This window comes from Curvibacter sp. PAE-UM, assembly GCF_001432305.1.
Taxonomy (GTDB): Bacteria; Pseudomonadota; Gammaproteobacteria; order Burkholderiales; family Burkholderiaceae_C; genus Hylemonella.
Genome location: NZ_KQ483358.1, coordinates 940012 through 964876, shown reverse-complemented (window position 1 = coordinate 964876; position 24865 = coordinate 940012). Strand labels below are relative to the sequence as shown.

The window sequence follows — 24865 nt, the reverse complement described above, 5'->3', positions numbered from 1 at the left end:
TGTTCACTCCAGGCCCTGTTCCACCAGCTCGCTGGCGCGCACCAGGGCACGCGCCTTGTGCTCGGTCTCGCGCCACTCCATCTCGGGCACCGAGTCGGCCACCACGCCGGCCGCGGCCTGCACGTAAAGCGTGTCGTTCTTGATGATGCCGGTACGGATGGCAATGGCCACGTCCATGTCGCCGGCATAACTCAGGTAGCCGCAGGCGCCGCCATAGAGGCCGCGCTTGCTGGGCTCCAGCTGGTCGATCAACTCCATGGCGTGCACCTTGGGCGCGCCGGTCAGGGTGCCGGCCGGGAAGGTGGCCTTGAGTACGTCCATGGAACTCATGCCGTCCTTCAGCAGGCCCTCGACATTGCTCACGATGTGCATCACGTGGCTGTAGCGCTCGACCACGAAGGCTTCCGTCACCTTGACGCTGCCGGTCTTGGCGATGCGGCCGATGTCGTTGCGCGCGAGATCAATGAGCATCACGTGCTCCGCGCGCTCCTTGGGGTCGCCGACCAGTTCCACCTCCGCCGCCTTGTCCAGCTCGGGCGTGGCGCCGCGCGGGCGCGTGCCGGCCAGCGGGCGGATGGTGACTTTCTGCCCCTCGGGGGTCTGTTCCTGGCGCACCAGGATCTCCGGGGAGGCGCCCACCACGTGGAAATCCCCGAAGTGGTAGTAATACATATAGGGCGAGGGGTTGAGCGAGCGCAGCGCGCGGTACAGCGAGAGCGGGGACTCGGTGTAGCGCTTGTGCAGGCGCTGGCCCACCTGGACCTGCATGAAGTCGCCGGCGGCGATCAACTCCTTGGCGCGCTCCACCGCGGCGATGTAGTCGTCCTTGGCGAACTCGCGTCCCATCTCATGGGAGGGGCTGGGCTTGATGGGCGGTGCCTGCACCGAGGTATTGAGCCGCTCGCGCAGTTCGGCCAGGCGCGCCTGCGCCTGGGCGTAGGCCTGCGGCTGGCCGGGGTCGGCGTAGACGATCAGGTAGAGCTTGCCCGAGAGGTTGTCGATAACGGCCAGCTCCTCGCACTGCAGAAGCAGGATGTCCGGGCAGCCCAGGGTGTCGGGCGGGCAGCTGTGCACCAGCTTTTTCTCGATGTGGCGCACGGTGTCGTAGCCGAAGTAACCGGCCAGGCCGCCGCAGAAACGCGGCAGGCCGGGCTGCAAGGCCACCTTGAAGCGCTGGTGGTACTGGGCGATGAAGTCCAGCGGGTTCAGGCGCGAGGTCTCGACCACCACGTCTTCCGTCACCACCTCGGTCACGGCCTCGTCACCGAAGCCGCGCGAGCGCACCAGGGTGCGCGCCGGCAGGCCGATGAAGCTGTAGCGGCCGAAGCGCTCGCCGCCCACCACCGACTCCAGCAGGAAGGTGTTCTTGCCGCCGTTTTGCGCGTGCGCCAGCTTGAGGTAGAGCGAGAGCGGCGTTTCCAGGTCGGCAAAAGCCTGCGCCAGCAGCGGAATGCGGTTGTAGCCCTGGCGGGCCAGTTCGTTGAATTCGGATTCGGTCATCACAGGAAAACTCCGGTTCGGCGCGGGCCTGCAGCCCTGGGCGCCAGGCACGTCGTGCCATGTTCATTCGATTCTGGAGCCCCACCGGACGGGGCGGGGAAGTGGGGCCGGCGGGTTGCCGCAGTCTCAGTCGCGCGACCGGGCGCGCGCGGCAGGACAGGTGCGCCAGGGCCAGGCTCCCCGGTCGCTGCAACCTGTGCTGATGAGGCGGTGAATGAACATGGGGCCAGTTTAGCAAAGGCGCCCACCCCCAGAAAAACCCTGAATCGGGCCGGAGCCGGGGTCTGGGATAATTAGAACGAACGATCGTACTATTTTGGAGGTTATCGATCATGTGGTCCCCCTTACGTCCCTTCCTGTTCGCCCTGCTGTTCGGCATCGGCCAGCAGGCATCCGCCCTGGAAGTCGGCGGCGTCAATTTCGCGCCGCAGGTCGAAGTCAGCGGCAGCAAGCTGGAACTCAACGGTGCCGGCGTGCGTTACAAGGCCGTTTTCAAGGTCTATGCCGCAGGCCTCTATGTGGGCCGCAAGGCCGGCTCGCTGGACGAAATCCTCAAGGCCCCCGGCCCCAAGCGCATGAGCATCACCATGCTGCGCGACATCGATGCCGCCGAACTGGGCAAGCTGTTTTCCCGCGGCATGGAAGACAACATGGACCGCGCCGCCTTCGTCCAGCTGATCCCCGGCATCATGCGCATGAGCCAGATCTTTTCCGATCACAAGAAGCTCATGGCTGGCGACAGCTTCACCCTGGACTGGGTCCCCGGTCAGGGCCTGTCCATCGCGGTCAAGGGCAAGGTCCAGGGCGCCCCCTTCAAGGAGGCGGAGTTCTTCGCCGCCCTGATGGGCATCTGGCTGGGCAAGGCCCCGGCGGACTGGCAGCTCAAGAACGCCCTGCTGGACATCAAGTCCTGAGCGCAGCGGTTGGCATGGCCAGGGCCCAGGACTCGAGGTCCTGGGCGCTCAGCGGCCGGCTGTACAGATAACCCTGGCCCTTGCCGCAGCCCAGATCGGCCATGAGCGCGGCCTGCTCGGTCGTCTCGATCCCTTCGGCCACCGTCTGCAGGCCCAGCGTGCGCGCCATGCTGATGGTGGCGGCGATCATCACGCGGTGGTAGTTGCTGGTGAGTGCCTCGCTCACGAAGGAGCGGTCGATCTTGACCTGGTTGACCGGCAATTCGTGCAGACACGAGAGCGAGGAATAGCCGGTACCAAAATCGTCCAGCGAGAGCGAGACGCCGAGCGCGCGAATCTCGCGCAGGATGGCCTGCATGCCCTCGTCCTGGGCGGCCAGGCTTTCCGTGACCTCCAGCATGAGCGCGCCCGGCGCCAGCCCGGCGCTGTACAGCAGTTCCGACAGCTTGGCGGTAAACCCGGCCTGGCGCAACTGGGCGCGCGAGAGGTTGACCGACACCGTCTCGGGTGCCCTCTCACCCAGCAGGGTGCGCAGGCGCACCAGTTCGTGACAGGCGGTCTTCAGGACGAATTCGCCCAGGCGACCGATCATGCCCGTGGCTTCGGCCACCGGGATGAAGGTCAGCGGCGAGACCGGGCCGCGCTGCGGATGCAACCAGCGCGCCAGCGCCTCCATGCCCACCAGCCGCCCGCTTCCCAGCTCGATCATGGGCTGGTAGACCACGTGGATCTCGCCCTTGTCGACCGCCTGGCGCAGGTCGTTCTCCAGCTCCGCGTCGTCGTGCACGCGCTTGCGCATGGAAGGCTCGAACATCTCGTAGCGCCCGCGCCCCTGGCGCTTGGCCTCGTACATGGCAATGTCGGCGTCGCGCAACACGCTGTCGGGATCCTCGGCCATGTAGGCCGTGGTGACGATGCCGATGCTGGCGGTGGAGTTGATGCGGTGCGGACCGATCTGGTAGGGCTCGGCCAGCACCTCCAGCAGGCGCGAGGCCACCACCTGCGCGTCCAGGTCGCCGCGGATGTTGTCCAGCAGCACCACGAACTCGTCGCCACCGATGCGCGCCGCCATCTGGCTGAAATCGCTGGTCTGCACGAAGGCGTCGCCCGGGCGCAGGCTGTCCTCCAGGCGCTTGGCGATCTGGCGCAGCAGCTCGTCGCCGACCGAATGGCCCAGCGTGTCGTTGACCTGCTTGAAGCGGTCGAAGTCCATGAACAGCACGGCAAAACAGTACCCCGGTTGCTGCTGCATGCGCTGGATCGAGGCCTCGATGCGGCCGAGCAATTCGACCCGGTTGGGCAGGCGTGTCAGGCTGTCGGTACGTGCGCTCTGGCGCAGCTGCTCTTCCAGCTCCTTCTGGGCGTTGATGTCGTAGCAGATGCCCGCCATGCGCAGGGCCCGGCCGCTGCCGTCGCGCGCCACCACCGTGCCGCTGTACAGCAGCCAGACCCAGCGGCCGCTGCCATGCCGGATGCGCATTTCCCAGTGCAGCGGCTGCCGCGAGTCCTTCAGGTTGGTACGCACGGCCCACAGCCAGCCCGCCAGATCATCCGGGTGGATGATGGCATTCCAGTCGTCCACCTTCATACCCAGACCCGCCCGCGAATAGCCATACAACTGGAGCAGGCGGTCATTGCAGCTCATGTCGCTCGTAGCCACATCCCAGTGCCAGACCCCCAGAGAGGCGCTTTCGATGGCCAGCGTCAGCAATTGCTGCTGCTCACGCTGCTGCGTCACATCCACCAGACAGGAGATCACGCCGGTCAGGTGTCCGGTGGCATCGTGCACCGGCTCGGTGTTGACCATGTGCCAGCGCAACTCACCCGCCGTCCGCATGTGGCCGACCAGTTCGCCGCGCAGCCCCTGGCCTGTGCGCAAGGTACGCACACTGGGACGCTCCGCCAGCGGATAGGGCGTGAGGTCGGCACGCACCACCATGGTGTCATCGGCCAGCCGGTCGCGGCCCAGCAGCTTTTGCTGCGGCAGGGCGAGCATCTCCTGCGCCTGCCGGTTGCACTCGATCACCACACCGGCAGCCGACTGCAGCACCACGCCGGCCGGCATGATGTCCAGCAGGGTCTGCATGCGCACGCGCTGGTTGACGGTGTCGGTGATGTCGCGGGCCATCAGGGTGAAGCCGATGTGCACCCCCTGCGCGTCATGGATGGGCTGGTAGTCGACGTCGAGCCAGACCTCCTCGCCTTGACGACCGCGGTGCATGACTTCGACCCGCACGGCCAGCCCCATGTCCAGCTCGGCCAGCAGGCGCGTCATTTCCTCGGGGTCGTTGTATTCATTGATGACCAGCAAGGCCGCATGCTGGTCCAGGATCTCGTCCCGTGTGCCCCCCTTGCCGCGCAGGAAGGTGTCGTTGCACCAGAGCACCCGACGTTCGCGGTCCACCACGGCCACCCAGTTGGAGGTGCGCTGCGCCACCAGGGCCAGTCGCTGGAGCTCCAGCGACTGGTTCAGCAGAGCCTCACTCTGCCGCCGCACGAACAGCACCAGCGGCTCGGCCACCGCCAGGATCAGCAGCAGCAGCACACCGAGCATGAAGTTGCTCGAAAACTCGATCCGGTCCAGGCTGGCGCGCGAGCGCCGCTGCGCCGCCAGCTGCAGTTCATCCACCAGGGTTTGCGTGGTCAGCCAGAAGGATTCCAGCTCGGTCAGCAGGAACAGGGTTGCCGTCGAACGCTTCTCCAGGTGCTTCTGGTCGAGCAGCCACAGCAGGGACTGGGCGCGATACCAGACCCGTTCACGCCGGTCCTGCCATTCGAAAATGACGCCACGCAGCTGGGGACGGTCGTCGATCTGCCAGACCCCCTGGCGCGACAACAGCTCATCGAGCAAAGTGGCCTGGGTCTGCGTCTGGCTCAGCGTCTCGCCCAGCGCATTGGCGTTTTCCTCTTCGCTGCCCTCGACGTGCTGCAGCCGGGTCAGCAGCATGATCATGCGCTGGATCTGCGTCCCCTGGGCGGCCGCCACGCGGATGATCTCGGCATCGGCCTGCCGGATCTGCTCGGCCAGCTGCTGCTGGCGCATCTGCCAATAGGTCAGGGCGCCCACCACCACCAGCACCGTGTACAGGGCCAGCCGCACCCAGCGGTACACATGCATGCCGCCTTCGGGCTGACGCCGCCCGGGCAGCCAGTCCAGCGCACGCCGCCATACGGAGCCGCGCTTTTCCTGCCGGCCGGATGCGATGGACGTGGTGTCGCTGCTTTTCATGAACTGGCGCCGATGCTAGCCGTGAAGCCTACTCCCCGGCGTCATGGCTAACACGTAGGAACGCCCCCGCCCGGAGATCAGGCCAGCGCCTGGCGCATGGCCTGGATGACGGCGCGGTAGTCCGGCTTGCCAAAGATGGCACTGCCGGCCACGAAGGTGTCGGCCCCGGCATCGGCCACGCGGCGGATGTTGTCGACCTTGATGCCGCCATCAACCTCCAGCCGGATGTCCTTGCCCGAGGCCTCGATGCGTTTGCGCGCGGCCTCCACCTTGCGCAGCGCCGAGTCAATGAAACTCTGGCCGCCGAAACCCGGGTTGACGCTCATGATGAGGATGAGGTCGATGTCCTCGATCACCCAGTCCAGCACGTCCAGCGGCTGCGCCGGGTTGAACACCAGGCCGGCCTGGCAACCCTTGGCCTTGATGGCCTGCACGCTACGGTGCACGTGGCCCGAAGCATCCGGGTGGAAGCTGATCAGATCGGCCCCGGCAGCAGCAAAGGCCTCGGCCAGCGCGTCCACCGGCTGCACCATCAGGTGCACATCGATCGGTACCGCCTTGCCATCGGGGGTCTTCGCGTGCGGCTTGAGCGCCTGGCACACCATGGGGCCGAAGGTCAGGTTGGGCACGTAGTGGTTGTCCATCACATCGAAGTGGATCCAGTCGGCACCGGCAGCAATCACATGGCGCACCTCCTCGCCCAGACGGGCGAAATCGGCCGAGAGGATGGAAGGGGCAATGCGGAAGGTTTTGGACATGGTCGGTATTTTCACAGGTACGATGCAGGGAATGGTGCTCAGGACTCGCATCGTGCACGCGCGTCCTGAGCACCATTTCCTCGACTATATCCATATATGGCAAAGTACCAGATTCTTGTCGAAGTCCAGCCCCGCCATATGCCCGAGCAGTCGGCCCCGGCGCAGGGGCTTTACGTTTTCGCCTACACCGTCACCGTCACCAACACCGGCGAGATTCCGGCCCAGCTGATTTCGCGCAGCTGGAACGTCAATGATGCCAACGGCCATACGGAGAAAGTGCGCGGTCTGGGCGTGATCGGCCAGCAGCCGCTGCTGCAGCCGGGCGGGACCTTCGAGTACACCAGCGGCACGCGCCTGCGCACACCCACCGGCACCATGCACGGCAGCTACTTCTTCGTGGCCGAGGACGGCGAGCGCTTCGACGTCGACATTCCCATGTTCGTGCTCGACGCGCTGAGCGCCGGCGGCGGTACGCGCACCCTGCACTAGGGCCTGTTCACCCATGCCGGCCTTTCGTGACCTGCCCAGCCTGCTGGACGCGCTGGACCCAGAGGCGACGCTGGTCCAGCGCCATCTCTGGCTCGCCGCCCTGCTCGACTGGGTGCGCGGCGACCAAAGCGACCCTGCTGTTTCCATCGAGCGCGTGCGACTGCTGCTGGACCTGCTGGAAGCACAAGCCCCCCTGCGCGAACGGCTGCAGGCCTGGTGGCTGGCCCTGCTGGACGGCCTGGACGCCACCACGCTGCTGGCCGACCACGGTTTTGCCCAGCGCCCGGCCTTCCTCAGCGAGTTCTTCAGCCGCCTGCTGAACAAGCTGCTGCCGGCCACGCCGCAGACGCGTGACGCCTCCGAGCTGTTCCTGCTGCTCTTCCCCCATCCCTATGACAGCCAATGGCTGGCCCAGCTCGATGAAACCACGGTCGCCCGGCTGGACGCGCTGCTGAGCCCGGCCGACGCGGCGGCACGCTCGCCCTGGGCGCTGGCCCTGGAAGAGTCCATCACCTACTGCATCAGCCAGATCCGGGCCATCGGTTTCGCCCCCGAGCTGCGCCTGCGCATGAGCCAGGCCAGCCAGGAAACGCGTGCCTTCCAGAACCTGGCGGCCGATTTCGAGGCCGTGCGCCTGGCCCTGCACCAGGGCCCGCCCGATGCCGCCGCGCTGGGTCAGGCGGTGCAGCGCTTCAAGGAGCGGCTTGAGGCCTGTCGCCTGGCCGCCGCCAGCGTCTACACGCACCTGGACGAAAACGGCATCTCGGTGGACATGGTGTTTCGCCTGCGCCAGTTGCGTGAACGCGTGCTGCGTGTGCGCGAACTGCTCGACACCCTGCTCTCGCCCACGCCGGCCCTCAGCACGGCACGGCTGCTGGCCCGCCTGACCCAGCTCGGGCAGCAAAGCCGCAGCGTGCGCGCCCTGATCGCCAGCAACTCCTCGCTGCTGGCGGCCAAGGTGGCCGAGCGCAGCGCCGAAACCGGCGAGCACTACATCACGCGCAATCGCAGCGAGTACCGCGACATGCTGCGCAAGGCCGCCGGCGGCGGTGCCGTGATGTCGCTCACCACGCTCATGAAATTTGCGCTGCTGGGCCTGGGCCTCTCGGCTTTCTGGAGCGGCTTCGCCGCCAGCCTCAACTACGCCCTGAGCTTCGTGCTCATCCAGTTGCTGCACTGGACCGTGGCCACCAAGCAGCCCGCCATGACGGCCCCGGCCATGGCGGCACGCCTCAAGGACCTGAACGCCGCGAACGCGGTGGAGCAGTTTGTCGACGAGGTCAGCCACCTGGTGCGCTCGCAGGTCGCGGCCGTGGCGGGCAATCTGCTGCTGGTCGTGCCCTGCGTGCTGCTGCTCAGCGGCGCCTGGCTCCTGCTCTCGGGCCGCCCGCCACTGAGTCCGCAGGAAGCCGACTACGTCCTGCACTCCCTCACCCTGCTCGGCCCCACGGCCCTGTTTGCCGCCTTCACCGGCGTGCTGCTGTTTGCCTCCAGCATCGTGGCCGGCTGGGCCGAGAACTGGTTCGTGCTGAACCGGCTCGGTTCGGCACTGCGCTACAACCCGCGCATCACGGCCGTGCTCGGCGAGCAACGGGCGGCGCGCTGGGCGCTCTTCCTGCGCAACAACATCTCGGGCCTGGCCGCCAACATCTCGCTCGGCCTGATGCTCGGCCTGGTACCGGCTTTCGCCGCCTTCTTCGGCCTGGGGCTGGAGGTGCGACACGTCACCCTCTCCACCGGCCAGCTGGCAGCCGCCGGCTTCACGCTGGGCCTGGACGTGCTGGCCCAGCCGGCCCTGTGGTGGTGCCTGGGCGCCGTGCTGGTGACCGGCGCCCTCAATGTCGGCGTGAGTTTCTACCTCGCCTTCCAGCTTGCGCTGCGCGCCCACAGCGTCAGCGGCGTGGACCGTGCCCGCATCTATGCCGCGATCCGCTCGCGGCTGCGCCACGCGCCGCTGGGTTTCCTGTGGCCGCCACGCGAGGTGGCCCGTGCGCAGGAGGACAGCGGTGGGTGAATTCGACCTGATCGCGCGCTATTTCCAGCGTCCGCAACGCCCCTATACCGGCGCTGTGCGGCTGGGCGTGGGCGACGACTGCGCCCTGCTGCAACCGGCACCCGGCACGCAACTGGCCATCTCCAGCGACATGCTGGTCGAGAGCCGGCACTTCTTTCCCGACGTGGATCCGCAAACGCTGGGCCACAAGGCCCTGGCGGTGAACCTCAGCGACCTGGCCGCCTGCGGCGCCCGCCCCTTGGCTTTCACGCTGGCCCTGTCCCTGCCGCAGGCCGACGAGGCCTGGCTGGCCGCCTTCGCGCGCGGCCTGTTCGCGCTGGCCGACGCGCACGATTGCCAGCTCATCGGCGGCGACACCACACGCGGCCCGCTCAACATCTGCATCACCATCTTCGGCGAAGTGCCCGTGACCGACAACGGCAGCCGCGCGCTGCTGCGCTCGGGCGCGCGGCCTGGCGATGAGCTCTGGGTCAGCGGCACGCTGGGCGATGCGCGGCTGGCACTCGAAGCCCTGCAAGGCCGGCGCAAGCTACCGCCCCCCCTGCTGCAGGCCGCGCGCGCTCGACTGGAGCAGCCCACCCCGCGCATCGCGCTCGGCATGGCGTTGCGCGGTGTGGCCAGCGCAGCGCTGGACGTCAGCGACGGCCTGCTCGGCGATCTGGGCCACATCCTGCAGGCTTCGGGCTGTGGCGCCTGCATCGACACCACCCTGGCCGCCCCCTTGCTGGCAACACCGGACGTGACCCTGGATGAAGCAGAACGCCTGAGCCTGGTGCTGGCCGGCGGCGACGACTACGAATTGCTGTTCACGGCACCGGCCGCACAGGGACAAGCCGTGCTGGCCGCCGCACGGGAAGCGGCCACGCCCGTCACGCGCATCGGCCGCATCGAGACCGAAGCCGGCCTGCGCCTGGTCGACGCGCAGGGCCGCCCCGTGGTCGGCCGCTACGCCTCCTTCGATCACTTCGCCTGAGCCGGCTGGCGCAACTGCGCATGCCGGGCCAGGCGAAGGGCCAGCGGCTGCGCCTCCACCATAATCTCTGAATGAACGCTCCCAGCCCCCTGCGCCCGCCCATGACCCGGCCCACCGGCCGCTTCATGCTGGCGCACCCGGCCCACGCCATCGCCCTGGGTTTCGGCTCGGGCCTGAGCCCCAAGGCCGCGGGTACCGTGGGCACGCTGTGGGCCTGGGCCGCCTTCCTGGTGCTGCAGCCCTGGATGAACGAGGCCCGCTGGGGCCTGCTGCTGCTGATCTCGCTGCCCCTGGGCTGGTGGGCCTGCAGCGTCACCGCGCGCCACCTGCAGGCGGGTGACCCCGGCTGCATCGTCTGGGACGAGATCCTCGCCTTCTGGCTGGTGCTGTGGCTCATCATGCCCACGGGCTGGCCCGAACAGTTGCTGGCCTTCGCGCTGTTCCGCTATTTCGACGCCGCCAAGCCCGGCCCGGTGGGCTGGGCCGACCGCCTCTACCACGACATGGACCCCAGCCACGCCCGCCACGGCTGGGCCAAGGCCGGCTGGGGCATCATGCTCGACGACCTGGTCGCAGCTTTCTGCACGCTGCTGCTGATCGCGCTGTGGCGCAGCTTCTGATGAGCCCGCCCACCGCGCCCCTGGTCGAGCGGCTGGCCACGCAGTTGCAGCAGCGCCAGTGGATGCTGGCCACGGCCGAGAGCTGCACGGGCGGCCTGATCGCCGCGGCCTGCACCGACCTGAGCGGCTCCAGCAACTGGTTCGAACGCGGCTTCGTCAGCTACTCCAACACGGCCAAGAACGAGCTGCTGGGCGTGGAGCTTGCGCTGATCCAGCGGCACGGCGCCGTCAGCGAGGAAGTGGCGCGCGCCATGGCCGCCGGTGCGCTGGCGCATTCGCAGGCCCAGGTGGCCGTGGCCGTCACCGGCGTGGCCGGCCCCACGGGTGGCACACCCGACAAACCCGTCGGTCTGGTCTGGTTCGGCTACGCCCTGCCGGGGCAACGGGTGACCGAGAAGATGCACTTCCCCGGCGACCGCGCTGCGGTGCGCGCCGCCACCGTGCAACACGCCCTGTCCCGCCTGCTGGAGTTGATGCGATGAACTGGTTCGAAGGTTTCGAGACCCGCCGCTTCGAGGTCAACGGCGTGCAGATCCAGGCCCGTGTGCCGGCTGCACCACGCGGCGGCAAGCCCGCCCTGCTGCTGGTGCATGGCTTCCCGCAAACCCATGCACTGTGGCAGCGCGTGGCGCAGCAGCTCAAGAACGACTACTGGATCGTGCTGCCCGACCTGCGTGGTTACGGCGATTCGGCCCAACCCGCCGGCCTGCCCGACCACGGCAACTACAGCAAGCGCACCATGGCGCAGGACCTGGTAGACGTGATGGACCAGCTGGGCTGTTCGTCCTTCTACCTCTGCGGCCATGACCGCGGCGGCCGCGTGGCGGCCCGCCTGGCGCTGGATCACGCCGAGAAGGTGGCAAAGCTCTGCGTGATCGACATCGCGCCCACGCTGGACATGTACGCCGCCACCGACATGGCCTTCGCACGCGCCTATTACCACTGGTTCCACCTGATCCAGCCCTGGCCCCTGCCCGAACGCATGATCGGCGCCGACGCCAGGACCTACCTGCACGCCAAGCTCGGCGGCTGGGGCAGCGCGGGCCTGGGCTATATCGAACCGCAGGCCCTGGCCGAGTACGAGCGCTGCTTCTGCACCCCCGAGGCCATCCACGGTGCCTGCGAGGACTACCGGGCCAGCGCCGGCATCGACCTGGAGCACGATCGGGCCAGCCGCGCGCACGGCGAGAAGATCGCCTGCGACACGCTGGTGCTGTGGGGCGAGCGCGGCGTGGTGAACAAGCTCTTCAAGCCGTTGGAACTCTGGCAGGCGCAATGCAGCGCCACCGTGAGCGGCCAGCTGCTGCCGGCCGGGCATTTCATTCCGGAAGAACTGCCGGCCGAGACCGCCAGCGCGCTGCAGGCATTTTTCAGCTGAGGTCGGCGCCGTGAAAGACCGTCTGCACGGTCGGCGGCTGGCGCAAGGTCTGCAGCACGACGCAGCAGCGTTCCGCGCCCATGCGCAGCTTGGCGAGTAGCTCCGGCGGCGTACCCTCCTGCGCGCTCAGGTGCACGTCACAGCGCAGGGTCTGAAAACCCACCGGCACCTGCGGGTCCATGCCCAGGGCACCACGCACATCGACCTCGGCCGTGACCTCCACGGTCAATGACGCCAGCTCCACGCCCAGCAGGTTGGCCACCATGCGAATCGAGGAGTCCTGGCAGGCCGCCAGGGCCGCGCACAGGATGTCGCCCGGGCACGGCGCATCGTGCAAACCGCCGACGGCGCCGTGCACGCCCACGGGAAGTTGAACGCCAGAACCTTGCTTGGGCTCCACGATGAAGTGCAAGGGATCGCGCGGGTCGCTGCTTCGGGTGCGCGCGTAGTCGGTGACCCAGGCCGCCCCGGGTTCGGTCTTGTAGCGGGCCCGCAAGGGGCGTTGGCGTTCTTGAATGCTGACGGTTTCCATCATGGACGCCTTGGTGGGGGTGGGCAGGGCCAGGTTCATTGCATCTCCTCAGGTGTGTGAACGATGGCTTGACTGTCGTCCTGCAGCCCCTGGTCTGTCCTTTAATGTTCTGAAAGATTTCCTAAACCCTGCTAAAACACCTAGGGTCTGTTCACACTGATTTCTCAAGTGTGAACAGGCCCTAGCCATCCGGGAGCTCCTCTTGCATTCCTATCGTTTTGCCCAGTGTGAGGTCCGCCCGGCGGACCGTGTCCTGCTGCTGGACGGCGTGCCGGCTGCCCTGGGGGCGCGGGCATTCGACCTCCTGCTGTGCCTGCTCGAAAGCCACCCGCACATGGTGAGCAAGGAGGAGGCATTGAACCGGGTCTGGCCCGGGCTGGTGGTGGAAGAGAACAACCTCTCCGTGCAAGTCTCGGCCCTGCGCAAGGTCCTGGGCAGCCAGGCCATCTCGACCGTGGCCGGCCGCGGCTACCGTTTCTCGCTCAAGCTGCAGCCGCCTGCCGTCACCGCGACGCCTTCCGTGGCACAGGGCCAGCCTACGATTGCCGTGCTGCCCTTCAGCATGCGCTCGGAGGACCATCGGGTCCAGCTGCTGGCCGACGGCCTGGCGGAGGATGTGATTGCCTTGCTGGCCCGCGTGCCCGGTTTCCTGCTGATCTCCCATGCCTCATCCTTTGTTTTCCGAAACCAGCCCGCCACGCTGCCGGAGATTGCCCGGCAACTCGGCGTGCGCTATGTCGTAGAGGGCAGCGTGCGTGCCCTGGACACCACGCTGCGCGTGTCGACGCAACTGACCGACGCGGCCAGCGGGCACGTGCTGTGGAGCGGACAGTTCGAAAGCGCCCCGGACGCCACCGGGGATCTGCAGGACGCGATCGCGCGCGGCGTCATCTCGCAGCTGGAGCCCGAGCTCACCCGCGCCGAGATTGCGCACATCCGCCGCCAGCGGCCCGAGAACCTGGACGCCTGGGCCCACTACCGCCAGGCCATCGGCGCCATCACCCTCAAGGGCTGGGGCGAAGCCTCACTGAACGAGGCCCGCCAGCAGTTGCAGAAAAGCGTGGCGCTGGACCCCGCTTTCGGCCTGGGGCATGCCCACTACGCCCTGCTGACCGCACTGGCCCGCAACCTCGGGATGCTGCCGGATGCGGCGCAAGCTGAGAGCGAGGTGCTGCAAACCGCCGAGCGTGCCATCGCGCTCGACGAGGGCAGTGCCGAGGTCCTGGGCTACACCGGTTGTGCACTGTGCGACATCGGACGGCATGAGCGCGGCAGCGCCATCCTGCAGCTGGCCCTGGAAATCGACCCCAGCAACGCCCAGGCCCATGTGGCCCTGGGCGCCGCGCAGGGGATGCAAGGGCAGCTGGCGGAGGGGATCGCGCGCATGCGACTGGGCATGAAGATCAGCCCGCGGGACCGACGCCTGGGGTTCTGGGGCTGGGCGCTGGGGTGCTTTCTGCTGCGGGTCGGGAACAACGAAGAGTCGCTGACCGAGGCGCGAACCTCGGTCCGGCGCGATCCGACCTTCTATCTGGCGCGCGTGCTGGAAGCCGCCACCCTGGATCGCCTGGGCCGCGACGACGAGGCCCGACAGGCGCTGGCAGCGGCTCGAAAGCTGCGGGCGCCCCTCAGCCTGCAGGAAATCACGCTGACGCACGGCAAGCGCATCAGCGAGCGACTGGCCCGGTACTGGGGAGCAGCGTCGTGAGCCAGCAGACTCAGGTCGCGCCGTGGCACTTCTTGTACTTCTTGCCGCTGCCGCAGTGGCAAAGGTCGTTGCGGCCAGGTTCGGCCTGCTTGCGCACCGTCTCCACGCGCGGGCCGATGCTGCGCCAGAGTTCGCGCAGGTCGTAGACGGCCCAGATCGCATCGCCAAAGGCATTGAGGCGCTCCACGCTGACCGAGGGCGGCGTATCGTCGCCGAACGGTGAGATCTCGGGCTCACCGGTGTCATCTTCGGTCATGGTCACGATGGTTTCCAGGGCCTCGTCCAGCCACTGCGCGGCCTCCTTGTCGCGCGGGGGCGCCCACTCTTCGGGCCAGTTCTCCACGGCAAACATGAAGCCCAGAGCCCAGACCTGGGCGAAGGCCGGCACCTCGTCACCGAGTTCCGCACGCTCGGCGGCGGGCAGTGTGGCTATGGCGCCGCGCACGTCCATCACCTCGGGCTGGTAGGCCGCCTCGTCTTCCAGGTTCTCGACCTCGGCGTCGAGCGCCACAGCCACCTCCTGCCAGCGTCGCGTCCATAGCGCCAGAAAACGCTCACGCTGCGCCGCATCGGCAAAAGGCGCGAGGGCAGCGACATCGTCCAGGCCGAGCAGCACCGGCAGATATTCCTCTGGCGGGATGGGCCGGCGGCCGCAGATCAGTGCGGCCATGAAGCCTTCGCAGAATTCCCATTGCGGGATTTCCTCGTCGCGCGTGCGCAGGTCGTCGAGGATGGCGTCGAGCTCGTCGAAATCCCCGGGCTGCAGCAGTTCGCCGGGAGTGGGGGTGTCGGATGTCGTCATGGTCGTTCCCGAGAAATGATCGTCAGTGGGTCGCGGTGGCCAGGGCCGAGGCGGTGCTCACCCCCAGCGGCAGCAGGCGTCGCTTGAGGCGCAACACGGCGTGGTCCTTGCTGAGCAGCAGCGCGCGGTGCGCCACGGCCAGGTCGATGAACTTCTGGTCGTCCGGGTCCTTGCAGACGCAAGACACCCGCGGGGCCGTCTCGACGATCTGCACCTGCCGGTCGAAAGCGGCCAGCACGTCGGCAGCGCCGAGCTGGTAATGGGCCAGGCGCGACACGATGTGCGGATAGGCCAGCACGCGGGCCAGTTCCACGCGCATGGCCGGCGTGGCGATCCACTGCAGCCGACGCGCCGCGAGCGCGTCTTTCAGCGGCGGCGTGGCCGGGTCGTCGAAGACCAGCAGGTCCAGCACGATGTTGGTGTCCAGAACGATCATGGTTCGACCGGCTTCTCGCGCGCCGAACCCTTGACCATCTCGAACTTGAAGAGCCGGCACTCCAGCGGGCCGTTCCACATCGGAACGCGACGCGATTCCTTCAGGCGCATCTTGCTGGGCAGCTTGAGGTCGGGCGTCAGCACCCAGGCGGTCCAGCCGCTGTAGTTCTTTTTCCAGTGCGTGGCGAGCTTGCTGAAGAAGTCATGGTCATCACCGGCGCTGTCGGTCTCAGGCAATTCACGCGCGCCAAAGCGCGCGGCGCCCGCGAAGCCGCCCGCCTCGATGCGTTCGCCATACGGCGGATTGACCAGCATCACGCCCGGCGTGGCGCAGGGCGGCAAACGCTGCAGGGCGTCACCGCCGCGGAATTCGATCACGTCGGCCACACCGGCCCGCTGGGCATTGCGCTGGGCAAAGTCCACCATGCGGTGCGACACGTCGCTGCCGTAGATCAGCGCGGCCTGGCCCGGCTCGGGCTTGACCACGGCCTGCGCGGCCTCGGCCTTCATGGCCGCCCACTCGGGGGCGCGGAAGGGCCGGTATTTCTCAAACGCAAAACGACGCAGGGAACCGGCCGCGATATTGCAGGCGATCTGCGCCGCCTCGATGGCGATGGTGCCGCTGCCGCAGCAGGGGTCATACAGCGGCGCCAGGTCACCGTCGGCGTCGCCCTCGGCCCAGCCACTGGCGGCGATCATGGCGGCGGCCAGGGTTTCCTTGAGCGGCGCCTCGCCCTTGTCTTCGCGCCAGCCGCGCTTGAACAGCGGCTCACCCGAGGTGTCGATGTAGAGCGAGCAGCTGTCGGTGGTCAGGTGGGCGTAGATGCGCACATCGGGCCACTGGGTGTCCACATCGGGGCGCACGCCACCAGCGGTTTCGCGGAAACGGTCACAGACCGCATCCTTCACCTTCAGCGCCGCGAAGTTCAGCGAGGTCAGCGGGCTGTGCTGGGCCGTGATCTCGACCTTGATGCTTTCCCTGGGGGTGAACCAGTGCTCCCAGGGGACCGCCATGGCGGCGCGGTACAAATCCTGCTCACTGCGGTACTCGGTGTAGGAGAGCAGCACCAGCACGCGCTGGGCCAGGCGGCTGTACAGGTTGAGCAGCATGGCGTGCGCAAACGAGGTGCGCACCGCCACACCGCCGCGTTGTTTGGTGATGCAACCCGGGGGCAGGCCCGTGATCCGCAGGATCTCGGCGGCCAGATAGTCCTCCACGCCGGCGGCGCAGGGCAGAAACAATTGCAGCTGGTTCACAGTGCGTCCAATCAGAGCGCTTTGCGCAGGTTGGCGGGCGCGATCTTGAGCGCCTCGCGGTATTTGGCCACGGTGCGGCGGGCGCACTCGATGCCCTGCTCCTTGAGCATCTCGGAGAGCTGGCTGTCGGACAGGGGCTTCTTGGCATTTTCGGCGCTGACAAACTGCTTGATCAGCGCGCGCACCGCCGTGCTGGAGGCGTTGCCACCCGATTCGGTGCCCAGGCCCGAACCGAAGAAGTACTTGAGCTCGTAGGTACCGAAAGGCGTGGACATGTACTTGGCCGTGGTCACGCGGCTGATGGTGGACTCGTGCAGACCCAGCTCGTCGGCAATCTCGCGCAGCACCAGCGGACGCATGGCCAGCTCGCCGTGCACGAAGAAATTCTTCTGCCGTTCGACGATGGCGCTGGAGACGCGCAGGATGGTGTCGAAACGCTGCTGGATGTTCTTGATGAACCAGCGCGCCTCCTGCAGGCGCTGCTGCAGGGCGGCGTAGTTGTCGCCCTCACGGCCGCCGGCCTTGTGCCCCTTGAGCGCGTTGGCGTAGATATCGTGCACACGCAGGCGCGGCATGATGTCCGGGTTGAGCTGCACACGAAAACGCGTCTGCGCGCCGCTGCCGCTGCGCAGCACCAGCACATCGGGCACGATCACGTTGCGCTCGACGTTCACGAAGCGCCGGCCCGGCTTGGGCTCGAGCCGCGCCACCAGGCCCAGGGCCTCGCGCGTCAGGGCCTCGCTGCCGCCGCAGAGCTGGGCCAGCTTCCTGAGGTCGCGCCGCGCCAGCAACTCAGGCGGCTGCTCGATCATGCGCAGGGCCTGCGCCACCACCGCCGGCTCCGGCAGAGCCGCCGCGCCCCGCATCGCATCGGCCTGCAGGGCGTGCAGCTGCAGGCGCAGGCATTCGGCCATGTTGCGCGCGCCCACGCCCGTGGGCTCCAGGCTTTGCAGCAGGCGAAGTGCGAGCCCGAAGTGCGCGATCATCGCTTCCTCGTGCTCCGGATCATCCCCGGTCAGGCTGCGCGCCAGCTCCTCGACCGGGTCCTCCAGATAACCGTCTTCGTTGAGCGACTCGATCAGGAACTGCAGCGCCGCGCTGTCTTCGGCACTCAGGCGCAGGGACAGGGCCTGGCGCTTGAGAAAGTCCTGCAGCGACTCCTGGCTGCGCGCCAGCTCCGTGGCATCGGCTTCGTCGTCCTCGCGCGCGCCGTTGCGTGCCGGCGCGTCGCCGCCCCACTCGCTGTCGTCGGGCGACATGTCCACGCTGCCGTCGCCCTCCCAGCTGCCTTCGCTCTCCAGGCTGGTCACCGCGGCGCTTTCGTCCGGCCCCTCGCTGGACGAGGCACTGCTGCTGTAGTCGTAGTCGGCGTCGTCCCGCGCCACCGGGGTATCGGTGCGCTCCAGGCCATGGGCCTCGCGCTCGACGCTGTCGTCGGCACGCTCCAGAAAGGGGTTTTCGTCGAGCAGCTGCTCGACCTCCTGGTTGAGCTCCAGCGTGGAGAGCTGCAGGAGACGGATGGACTGCTGCAGCTGGGGCGTGAGCGCCAGATGCTGGGAGACCCGCAGCGACAGTCCCTGTTTCATATTGCTAGCCGATGTGCAGGGGAAAAACCCTTCACATCTTGAAGTGCTCGCCCAGGTAGACCCGGCGCACGTCGGCGTTGTTGACGATCTCGGCCGGTGTGCCCTGGGCCAGCACGCGGCCTTCGCTGATGATGTAGGCGTGGTCGCAGATGCCCAGGGTCTCGCGCACGTTGTGGTCGGTGATCAGCACCCCGATACCGCGCGCTTTCAGGAAGCTGATGATGCGCTGGATCTCGATCACCGCGATCGGGTCGATGCCGGCAAAAGGTTCGTCGAGCAGGATGAAACGCGGCTGCGTGGCCAGGGCGCGGGCGATCTCCACGCGGCGACGCTCGCCACCCGACAGTGCCAGTGCGGGCGACTTGCGCAGCGACTCCACCCGCAGATCCTGCAGCAGGGCGGTGAGGCGGTTCTCGATCTCGCTCTTGCTCAGCGGTTTGCCGGTTTCGTCGCGCTGCAACTCCAGCACGGCACGCACGTTGTCCTCGACATTGAGCTTGCGGAAGATCGACGCCTCCTGCGGCAGGTAGCTCAGGCCCAGGCGCGCGCGCTGGTGGATGGGCATGTGCGCGACCGCCTCGTCGTCGATCAGGATCTCGCCGGCGCTGGCGCGCACCAGGCCCACGATCATGTAGAAGGACGTGGTCTTGCCCGCGCCGTTGGGCCCCAGCAGGCCCACCACCTCGCCCTTGCGCACGGTCAGCGAGACGTCCTTGACGACCTCGCGGCTGCCATAGAACTTCTTGAGGTGGCGCGCCTCCAGGCGACTCGGTTCACCGCCAGGCAGCGTGTCCTGGGCGGCAGCCGAGTCGGGCTGGGAATCGGGCGGCAGGGTGCCACCGGCCGTCTGCAGGCTGTCGCTCACTTGCGCCCTCCACCCAGGGTGTTGTCGGTGCGCAGGGGCGCACTGGCGCGCGGGGCCGCCGGCGCGGCCGTCTCGTTGCGCGGGGTCAGGGTGGCGCGCACGCGCTCGCCGCCCTTTTGCGGGCTGCCGTCCACCGTGAAGACGTCCGTCAGGCTGTTGTACTGGATGATGTTGCCCGTCACCACGTCGGCCACCTGCGTGCCGCGCAGGCGGCGCAGGCGGGCGTCCTTGATGAGCTTGAACACGTCGGCGCGGCCGTCGTATTCGATGGTCTCGCTCTCGCCCTCGATGTATTCGTCCTCGCCGTCGCGTTTCTGGCGGAAGAAGGCGCGCTGACCCGGCTCGGCCGTCACCACGCCAAACTGGTAACCCTGCGGGTCCTGGCGCACTTCGATGCGCGTGCCCTTGATGATGATGGAGCCGCGGGTCAGCACCACATTGCCGCTGAAAACGCTGATCTGCTTGAGGTCGTCATAGCGCAGCGCATCGGCCTCGATGCTCATCGGCTTCTTGGCATCGGTCTTCTCGGCACCGGCCACGCCCACGTTCAGTGCACAGGCGGCGCACAGAAGGAAGCGGAGGATAGCGAATTTCATAAAGGCACGAATCTTGCTCTTTGGGTCTCGGGCATTGTAATCGGGCCTGAGAGACTGCTCACGGCTTCCGACAGGGCCGCCCTGTATCCATAGACGCCCGAAGCCCTGTGTCTTGCGGTTTCGTGAGAGACTTCCCGGCACGGACTCCCGCGCTTTAGCGCAACGAGCCCGGCTCCACCCCGCCCGTGCGGGACCATCGCCCCTCATCACGCTGCGACCGTCCGCCATGAACCTGCTCTTTGTTGCCGACCCGCTGGAATCCTTCAAGACCTACAAGGACAGCACCTTTGCCATGATGCGCGAGGCGCAGCGCCGGGGCCACACGGTGGCCGCCTGCGAGCCGCAGCAGATGAGCTGGCTGGCCAGCACCGGTGTGCAGGCGCATGTGCGCCGCATCCGGCTGACCGGCCATGAGGAGCACTGGTTCCACGAGTCGCCGCTGCCACCGGCCCAGCGCCTGGCTGCGCTGCGCGACTTCGACGCCATCGTCATGCGCAAGGACCCGCCCTTCGACAGCGAGTTCTTCTACGCCACCCACCTGCTGGAGCAGGCCGAGCGCGAGGGCGCCCGGGTCTTCAACAAGCCGCGCGCGCTGCGCGACCACCCGGAAAAGCTGGCCATCCTCGAATTTCCGCAATTCACCACGCCCACCCTGGTCACGCGCGAGGCGCAGGCCGTGCGCGACTTCCACGCCCAGCACCGCGACATCATCCTCAAGCCGCTGGACGGCATGGGTGGTGCCGGCATCTTCCGGGTGCGCGACGACGGCCTGAACCTGGGCAGCATCATCGAGACGCTGAACCGCCACGGCGCGCAGACCCTGATGGTGCAGAAATTCCTGCCCGCCATCACCCAGGGCGACAAGCGCATCCTGGTCATAGGCGGCAAGCCCGTACCCTACAGCCTGGCACGCATCCCGCAGGGCGGCGAAGTGCGCGGCAACCTGGCGGCCGGCGGCAAGGGCGTGGCCCAGCCCCTGAGCGCACGCGACCGCGAGATCGCCGAAGCCATCGGCCCGGTGCTGGCTGCGCGCGGCCTGCTGCTGATCGGCCTGGACGTGATCGGCGACTGCCTCACCGAGATCAACGTCACCAGCCCCACCTGCTTCCAGGAAATCACCGACCAGGCCGGCTTCGACGTCGCGGCCATGTTCATCGACACGCTGGAAGTGGCGCTGACGGTGCGCTGAAGACCCGCCTTAGGCGACCGGCGCGCCGTCCACGAAGACCCGCAACTCACCCGGCGCGAACGGCATCCACACCTCGTCGGTGGTCAGCGGCGCCGTCACCACCACCGCCACCCGGTCACCCGGCGCGGCGTGCTCGGCGAAGTTCACGCTCAGGTCCTCGTCGCGCAGCGTGGCGCTGCCGAAGGGGTGCTGGCGCACCACGTGGTACAGGTTCGTGGACGCATGGGCCCACAGCGCCTCGCCATTGCTCAGCAGGAAATTGAAGGTGCCGTGGCGCGCGATCTGCGGCACCAGTTCGCGCAGGGTCAAGGTGAGCTCGGCGATGGGGGGCACGCTGGCGTGCGACTTGGCCAGTTCCTGCAGCAGCCAGCAGAAGGCGCGCTCGCTGTCGGTGTGGCCCACCGGGCGGAAGCTGCCGTGCAGTCTGGGCTGGTAGTCCTTGAGGTCGCCGTTGTGCGCAAACACCCAGTAGCGCCCCCAGAGTTCACGCACGAAGGGATGGCAGTTCTCCAGCGTCACCGCCCCCTGTGTGGCCTTGCGGATGTGGGAGATGACGTTGCGGCTCTTGATCGGGTAGTGGCGGATCAGTTCGGCCACCGGCGACCCGGCGGCCGACTGGTGGTCGACGAAATGGCGCAGGCCCTTGTCCTCGAAGAAGGCGATGCCCCAGCCGTCGCCATGATGATCGGTGCGCCCGCCACGCTCGGCAAAACCGGCGAAGCTGAACATCACGTCGGTCGGCACATTGCAGTTCATGCCCAGCAGCTGGCACATGGTCTTATGTCTCCAGTCGCGCCGGCGTGCGCATCTGCCAGGCCGCCAGCATGGCCAGCGCGCAGACCCCCGCCAACATCACGAAGGTCTCGTCGAAGGCGGCCAGCCGCGCCAGGCTGCTGTCGGGATGGCCCAGGCTGTCGCCGTGCGCGGCGATGCGCCACTCCAGCACGATGCCGCACAGGCTCACGCCCACGGCACCGCCCAGCATGCGCAGGAAATTGATGGCGCTGGAGGCCTGCGAGATCAGCCGCGGCTCCAGGCCCGCCATGGCGCCGTTGTTCAGCGAAGGCAGGATGAAGCCCAGGCCGATGCGCCCCAGCACCACCCAGGCCACCAGCAGCCACAGCGTGGCGTGCAGGCTGATCGTCACCATCAGCGCAAAGGAGGCGGCCAGCAGCGCCAGGCCCAGGCAGATCAGCACGCGGATCGGCCAGTGGTCCGACAGGCGCCCGGCCAGGGGGATGGTGACGGCCAGCACCAGCCCCGCCGGCAGCATGATGGTGCCCACGTGGGACGCCGAGAGCTGCTGCGCCATCTGGATGTACAGCGGCAGCAGGTAGGTCGAGCCGAACAGCGCCGTGCCGTAGATGAAGGCCACCAGGCTGCCCATGGCGAAGGAGCGGAAGGCGAACAGGTCCGGGTGCATGAGCGGCATGTCGCCGCGCCGCGCCTGGTGCCGCTGCCAGCCGATGAACGCCACCGTGCAGGCCAGCGCCACACCCAGCAGCACCCAGGCCTGTGCGGAAGTTGCGCCATGCAGCTCGACCATGCCGTTGAGCAGGCACAGCGTGCCCACGGTGGCCAGCAGCAGGCCAGCCCAGTCCAGGCGGTTGCCCAGGCGGTCGGCCGCGGCGCCACCGGGCGCGGTGACCGGCACATAACGGTAGGCCAGCCAGATCGAGGCCAGGCAGAAGGGCACGACCATGAAGAAGATCGAGCGCCAGCCGAACCAGTCCACCAGCAGACCGCCGATGCTGGGGCCCAGCGCCGGGGCCAGCACCACACCCATGCCGAAGATGCCGCCGGCGCGGCCGCGTTCCTGCGGCTGGAAGGCGCGCATGATGATGATGGCCGGGATCGGCTGTACCACCCCCGCGGCCAGGCCCTCGACCACGCGCGCGGCCAGCACCACCTCGAAATTCCCTGCCAGGCCGCCCCAGACACCGCCGCCCAGCAACATCAGCATGGCCACCACGTAAGTGCGGCGGTAACCGAAGCTCGCCAGCAGCCAGGGCGTGCACAGCATGGCCACCGTGGTCGCCACCATGAAGCTGGACGTGGCCCACTGCGCGCGCTCCTGGCCCAGCGTGAACTGCTGGCTCATGTCGGGAATCGCCACGTTGATGATGGTGGACGACATGATGGAGGCCATGGTGCCCACCATCACCGCCAGCAAGAGCAGCCAGCGGTAGCGCTCGCCGTAACGCGCCTGCATCTCGGGCAGGGTGGCCGGATGCGTCACACAGGCCCTCCGGCGGGGGCGCAGCGCAGGCTGACGCCGGCCACGTGGCCGAGCTCCGCCAGGGCCAATTGCAAGGCACGCTGCAGGCGCTGCAATTCCGCTGCCGTGACGTGCACGGCCAGCTCGGCCTCCACCTCCAGCCCGCCCTCCAGGTAATGCAGGCGCAGCGTCACCGGATGGCCCAGCACCTGCTGCGCCCTGGCCTGCACCTGCGTGCGCGACGGCAGCGCCAGCACGCGCGCCAGATGCCGCACCGTGCCGGGGTCGATGTGCACGGTGCACTCGGCGACGCGGTGCGCCGCCTTGACCTGCGCGCTGATCTGTTCGGCGATGTAGTGCCCTTCGGACACCGACAGATGCGTGTCCACCTCGACGTGCATGTCGATCACGGCCCAGTCGCCCATGCGGCGGGTGCGCAGGTTGTGCACGTCCAGCACGCCGTCGACCGCCTCGGCGGTCTGCAGGATGCGCGCGATCTCCCCGGGATCGAGCGCGTGGTCGGTCAGGCTGTGGAAGGCATCAACCGAGAAATCCCAGCCGGCCTTGACGATCATGAAACCCACGATGACGGCTGCCACCGCGTCCATGCTGTGGTAACCCAGCAGGTTGGCCGTTATGCCCACCGCCACCACCAGGGACGAGGCGGCGTCGGCGCGCGCGTGCCAGGCGTTGGCGATCAGCATGGAGGACTTGAGCCGCTCGCCGATGCGCCGCATGTAGCGGAACAGCCCCTCCTTGGCGACCAGCGTGATGAAAGCCGCCACCAGCGCCAGCGGATGCACGGCCCCCAGGCTCTGGCCGTCGTGCAGCTTGACCCCGGCCGTCCACACCATGCCCACGCCGGTGGCCAGCAGGATCAGGCCGATGGCCAGCGAGGCGGCCGTCTCGAAGCGGGCATGGCCGTAGGGGTGCTCCGCATCGGCCTCGGCGTGCGAATGGCGCGCGGCAAACAGCACCACGCCATCGGCCACCAGGTCGGACAGGGAATGCAGGCCGTCGGCAATCAGGGCCTGGGACCGCGCGAACACGCCGATCACCACCTGCGCACTGGCCAGGAACAGATTGACCCAGACGCTGATCCAGGTCGAGCGCAGGGCCTGGCGTTGCTCTTCGTTGCTGCGTGTCATGGCAGGGTGCGGGTCCGGGGGTGGCGGGAACCTGATGCTAGCAGGCAGGCCCCCTTGGTGGCACCATGCAGACATGATGCCGCGCCGCCTGACCTTCCTGCTCCTTCTGTCCCTGGCCGCCTTGCCGGCCCAGGCCAGCTCGCAACTCGCGCTGGACAAAGGCTGCTACAACTGCCACGGCGAACCACCCCGGCGCAACGCACCGGGCATGGCCCAGCTGGCGACCGACTACGCGCGCTACCGCGGCCAGGCCGACGCCCCGCGCCGGCTGGCCGACAAGCTGCGCGAGGGCGGCCTGTTCGCCCACATCGCCGCGCATGAGCGCCTTAGCCCCGAGGAATGCGAAGCGCTGATGCGCTGGATCATCGAGGGCGCGAAGTGAAATCAGGGAGGCGGGGCCGCCCGGGCGCAGGCCGCGCAGATGCAGGCCTTGCGCTGCGCCTCGGCCGGCACACGCGCCAGCAGATCCGGCGCAAACGTCACGGTGGTGCACCAGCAGGGCGGCTGGGCCTGGCCGGTCGCGCGCGCGACTTCGTTGGCACAGCCATTGGGCTGGCCGCACAGGGGGCAACGGCAGGGGTCGACGCTGGCAAGGGGTGTCTGCATGAGGAGCAGTTTAGCCGCCGGGGCCTCGTTTAGACTCCACGATCCCGT

24 protein-coding genes are annotated in these 24865 nt (G+C 68.0%); 10 read left to right on the top strand and 14 right to left on the bottom strand.

The features are described 5' to 3' along the window. Positions 1–3: 3 nt before the first annotated feature. Entirely contained in the window at positions 4–1503 is a 1500-nt protein-coding gene (gene trpE, locus AO057_RS04695) for an anthranilate synthase component I (RefSeq protein ID WP_057674547.1), read from the bottom strand. Positions 1504–1832: 329 nt separating this feature from the next. Between trpE and AO057_RS04690 the strand changes: the two genes are divergently transcribed. Beyond that, on the top strand, positions 1833–2414 hold the full coding sequence (locus AO057_RS04690; protein ID WP_082605409.1) for a chalcone isomerase family protein: 582 nt from the start codon (positions 1833–1835) through the stop codon (positions 2412–2414). Here AO057_RS04690 and AO057_RS04685 read toward each other — a convergent pair. Together AO057_RS04685 and rpe are read right to left on the bottom strand one after the other, a co-directional pair. Beyond that, complete coding sequence (locus AO057_RS04685) at positions 2404–5643, bottom strand: EAL domain-containing protein (protein ID WP_057674546.1); 3240 nt, start codon at positions 5641–5643, stop codon at positions 2404–2406. The genes AO057_RS04690 and AO057_RS04685 overlap by 11 nt on opposite strands. Before the next feature lie 77 nt (positions 5644–5720). Next, a complete protein-coding gene (rpe, locus tag AO057_RS04680; protein ID WP_057674545.1) occupies positions 5721–6401 on the bottom strand; it encodes a ribulose-phosphate 3-epimerase in 681 nt (226 codons plus the stop codon). 96 nt (positions 6402–6497) lie between these two features. On the opposite strand from rpe, the gene apaG reads away from it, so the two are divergent. The 6 genes from apaG (at position 6498) to AO057_RS04650 (ending at position 11875) form a co-directional block, all read left to right on the top strand. Beyond that, complete coding sequence (gene apaG, locus AO057_RS04675; protein WP_057674544.1) at positions 6498–6890, top strand: Co2+/Mg2+ efflux protein ApaG; 393 nt, start codon at positions 6498–6500, stop codon at positions 6888–6890. Between the two features lie 13 nt (positions 6891–6903). Next, positions 6904–8904: a site-specific recombinase gene (locus tag AO057_RS04670; RefSeq protein ID WP_057674543.1), complete on the top strand. Its 2001-nt coding sequence runs from the start codon at positions 6904–6906 to the stop codon at positions 8902–8904. After that, entirely contained in the window at positions 8897–9877 is a 981-nt protein-coding gene (gene thiL, locus AO057_RS04665; RefSeq protein WP_057674542.1) for a thiamine-phosphate kinase, read from the top strand. Before AO057_RS04670 ends, thiL begins: the two co-directional genes overlap by 8 nt. Before the next feature lie 71 nt (positions 9878–9948). After that, positions 9949–10497: a phosphatidylglycerophosphatase A family protein gene (locus AO057_RS04660; protein WP_082605408.1), complete on the top strand. Its 549-nt coding sequence runs from the start codon at positions 9949–9951 to the stop codon at positions 10495–10497. After that, entirely contained in the window at positions 10497–10979 is a 483-nt protein-coding gene (locus AO057_RS04655) for a CinA family protein (RefSeq protein WP_057674540.1), read from the top strand. The genes AO057_RS04660 and AO057_RS04655 overlap by 1 nt, the downstream gene beginning before the upstream one ends. After that, positions 10976–11875 carry an alpha/beta fold hydrolase gene (locus tag AO057_RS04650; protein WP_057674539.1) on the top strand — a complete coding sequence of 300 codons (900 nt, stop codon included), beginning with the start codon at positions 10976–10978 and terminating at the stop codon, positions 11873–11875. The genes AO057_RS04655 and AO057_RS04650 overlap by 4 nt, the downstream gene beginning before the upstream one ends. On the opposite strand, the gene AO057_RS04645 is transcribed toward AO057_RS04650, so the two are convergent. Beyond that, positions 11868–12446, bottom strand: a complete 579-nt coding sequence (locus tag AO057_RS04645; RefSeq protein ID WP_240480732.1) for an OsmC family protein — start codon at positions 12444–12446, stop codon at positions 11868–11870. The genes AO057_RS04650 and AO057_RS04645 overlap by 8 nt on opposite strands. A 163-nt stretch (positions 12447–12609) precedes the next feature. Between AO057_RS04645 and AO057_RS04640 the strand changes: the two genes are divergently transcribed. Beyond that, entirely contained in the window at positions 12610–14115 is a 1506-nt protein-coding gene (locus AO057_RS04640; protein ID WP_057674538.1) for a winged helix-turn-helix domain-containing protein, read from the top strand. A 10-nt stretch (positions 14116–14125) separates the two neighbouring features. On the opposite strand, the gene AO057_RS04635 is transcribed toward AO057_RS04640, so the two are convergent. From AO057_RS04635 to lptA, 6 genes are all read right to left on the bottom strand, one after another. Continuing rightward, positions 14126–14917 carry a YecA/YgfB family protein gene (locus AO057_RS04635; RefSeq protein ID WP_057674537.1) on the bottom strand — a complete coding sequence of 264 codons (792 nt, stop codon included), beginning with the start codon at positions 14915–14917 and terminating at the stop codon, positions 14126–14128. A 22-nt stretch (positions 14918–14939) separates the two neighbouring features. After that, positions 14940–15353 (bottom strand): putative toxin-antitoxin system toxin component, PIN family, encoded by a 414-nt coding sequence (locus AO057_RS04630; protein ID WP_057674536.1) that lies wholly within the window; start codon positions 15351–15353, stop codon positions 14940–14942. Further along, positions 15350–16609, bottom strand: a complete 1260-nt coding sequence (locus AO057_RS04625) for a THUMP domain-containing class I SAM-dependent RNA methyltransferase (protein WP_057674535.1) — start codon at positions 16607–16609, stop codon at positions 15350–15352. The genes AO057_RS04630 and AO057_RS04625 overlap by 4 nt, the downstream gene beginning before the upstream one ends. Before the next feature lie 11 nt (positions 16610–16620). Then, a complete protein-coding gene (locus AO057_RS04620) occupies positions 16621–18195 on the bottom strand; it encodes an RNA polymerase factor sigma-54 (RefSeq protein WP_057674534.1) in 1575 nt (524 codons plus the stop codon). A 31-nt stretch (positions 18196–18226) separates the two neighbouring features. Continuing rightward, positions 18227–18982: an LPS export ABC transporter ATP-binding protein gene (lptB, locus tag AO057_RS04615; protein WP_240480817.1), complete on the bottom strand. Its 756-nt coding sequence runs from the start codon at positions 18980–18982 to the stop codon at positions 18227–18229. 74 nt (positions 18983–19056) lie between these two features. Next, positions 19057–19656: a lipopolysaccharide transport periplasmic protein LptA gene (lptA, locus tag AO057_RS04610; protein ID WP_057674533.1), complete on the bottom strand. Its 600-nt coding sequence runs from the start codon at positions 19654–19656 to the stop codon at positions 19057–19059. A 226-nt stretch (positions 19657–19882) separates the two neighbouring features. Here lptA and gshB point away from each other — a divergent pair, with 226 nt between their 5' ends. Beyond that, complete coding sequence (gene gshB, locus AO057_RS04605; RefSeq protein WP_057674532.1) at positions 19883–20845, top strand: glutathione synthase; 963 nt, start codon at positions 19883–19885, stop codon at positions 20843–20845. Positions 20846–20854: 9 nt separating this feature from the next. On the opposite strand, the gene AO057_RS04600 is transcribed toward gshB, so the two are convergent. From AO057_RS04600 to AO057_RS04590, 3 genes are read right to left on the bottom strand one after another with little or no spacing between them, the layout of a single operon-like run. Further along, positions 20855–21619: a class II glutamine amidotransferase gene (locus tag AO057_RS04600; protein WP_057674531.1), complete on the bottom strand. Its 765-nt coding sequence runs from the start codon at positions 21617–21619 to the stop codon at positions 20855–20857. Between the two features lie 4 nt (positions 21620–21623). After that, positions 21624–23057 (bottom strand): DHA2 family efflux MFS transporter permease subunit, encoded by a 1434-nt coding sequence (locus AO057_RS04595; RefSeq protein WP_240480816.1) that lies wholly within the window; start codon positions 23055–23057, stop codon positions 21624–21626. Positions 23058–23080: 23 nt separating this feature from the next. Further along, a complete protein-coding gene (locus tag AO057_RS04590) occupies positions 23081–24211 on the bottom strand; it encodes a cation diffusion facilitator family transporter (protein ID WP_057674529.1) in 1131 nt (376 codons plus the stop codon). Positions 24212–24284: 73 nt separating this feature from the next. Here AO057_RS04590 and AO057_RS04585 point away from each other — a divergent pair, with 73 nt between their 5' ends. After that, a complete protein-coding gene (locus AO057_RS04585) occupies positions 24285–24593 on the top strand; it encodes a c-type cytochrome (RefSeq protein ID WP_156404467.1) in 309 nt (102 codons plus the stop codon). Between the two features lie 2 nt (positions 24594–24595). On the opposite strand, the gene AO057_RS04580 is transcribed toward AO057_RS04585, so the two are convergent. Then, a complete protein-coding gene (locus AO057_RS04580; protein ID WP_057674527.1) occupies positions 24596–24817 on the bottom strand; it encodes a cysteine-rich CWC family protein in 222 nt (73 codons plus the stop codon). Positions 24818–24865 lie beyond the last annotated feature (48 nt).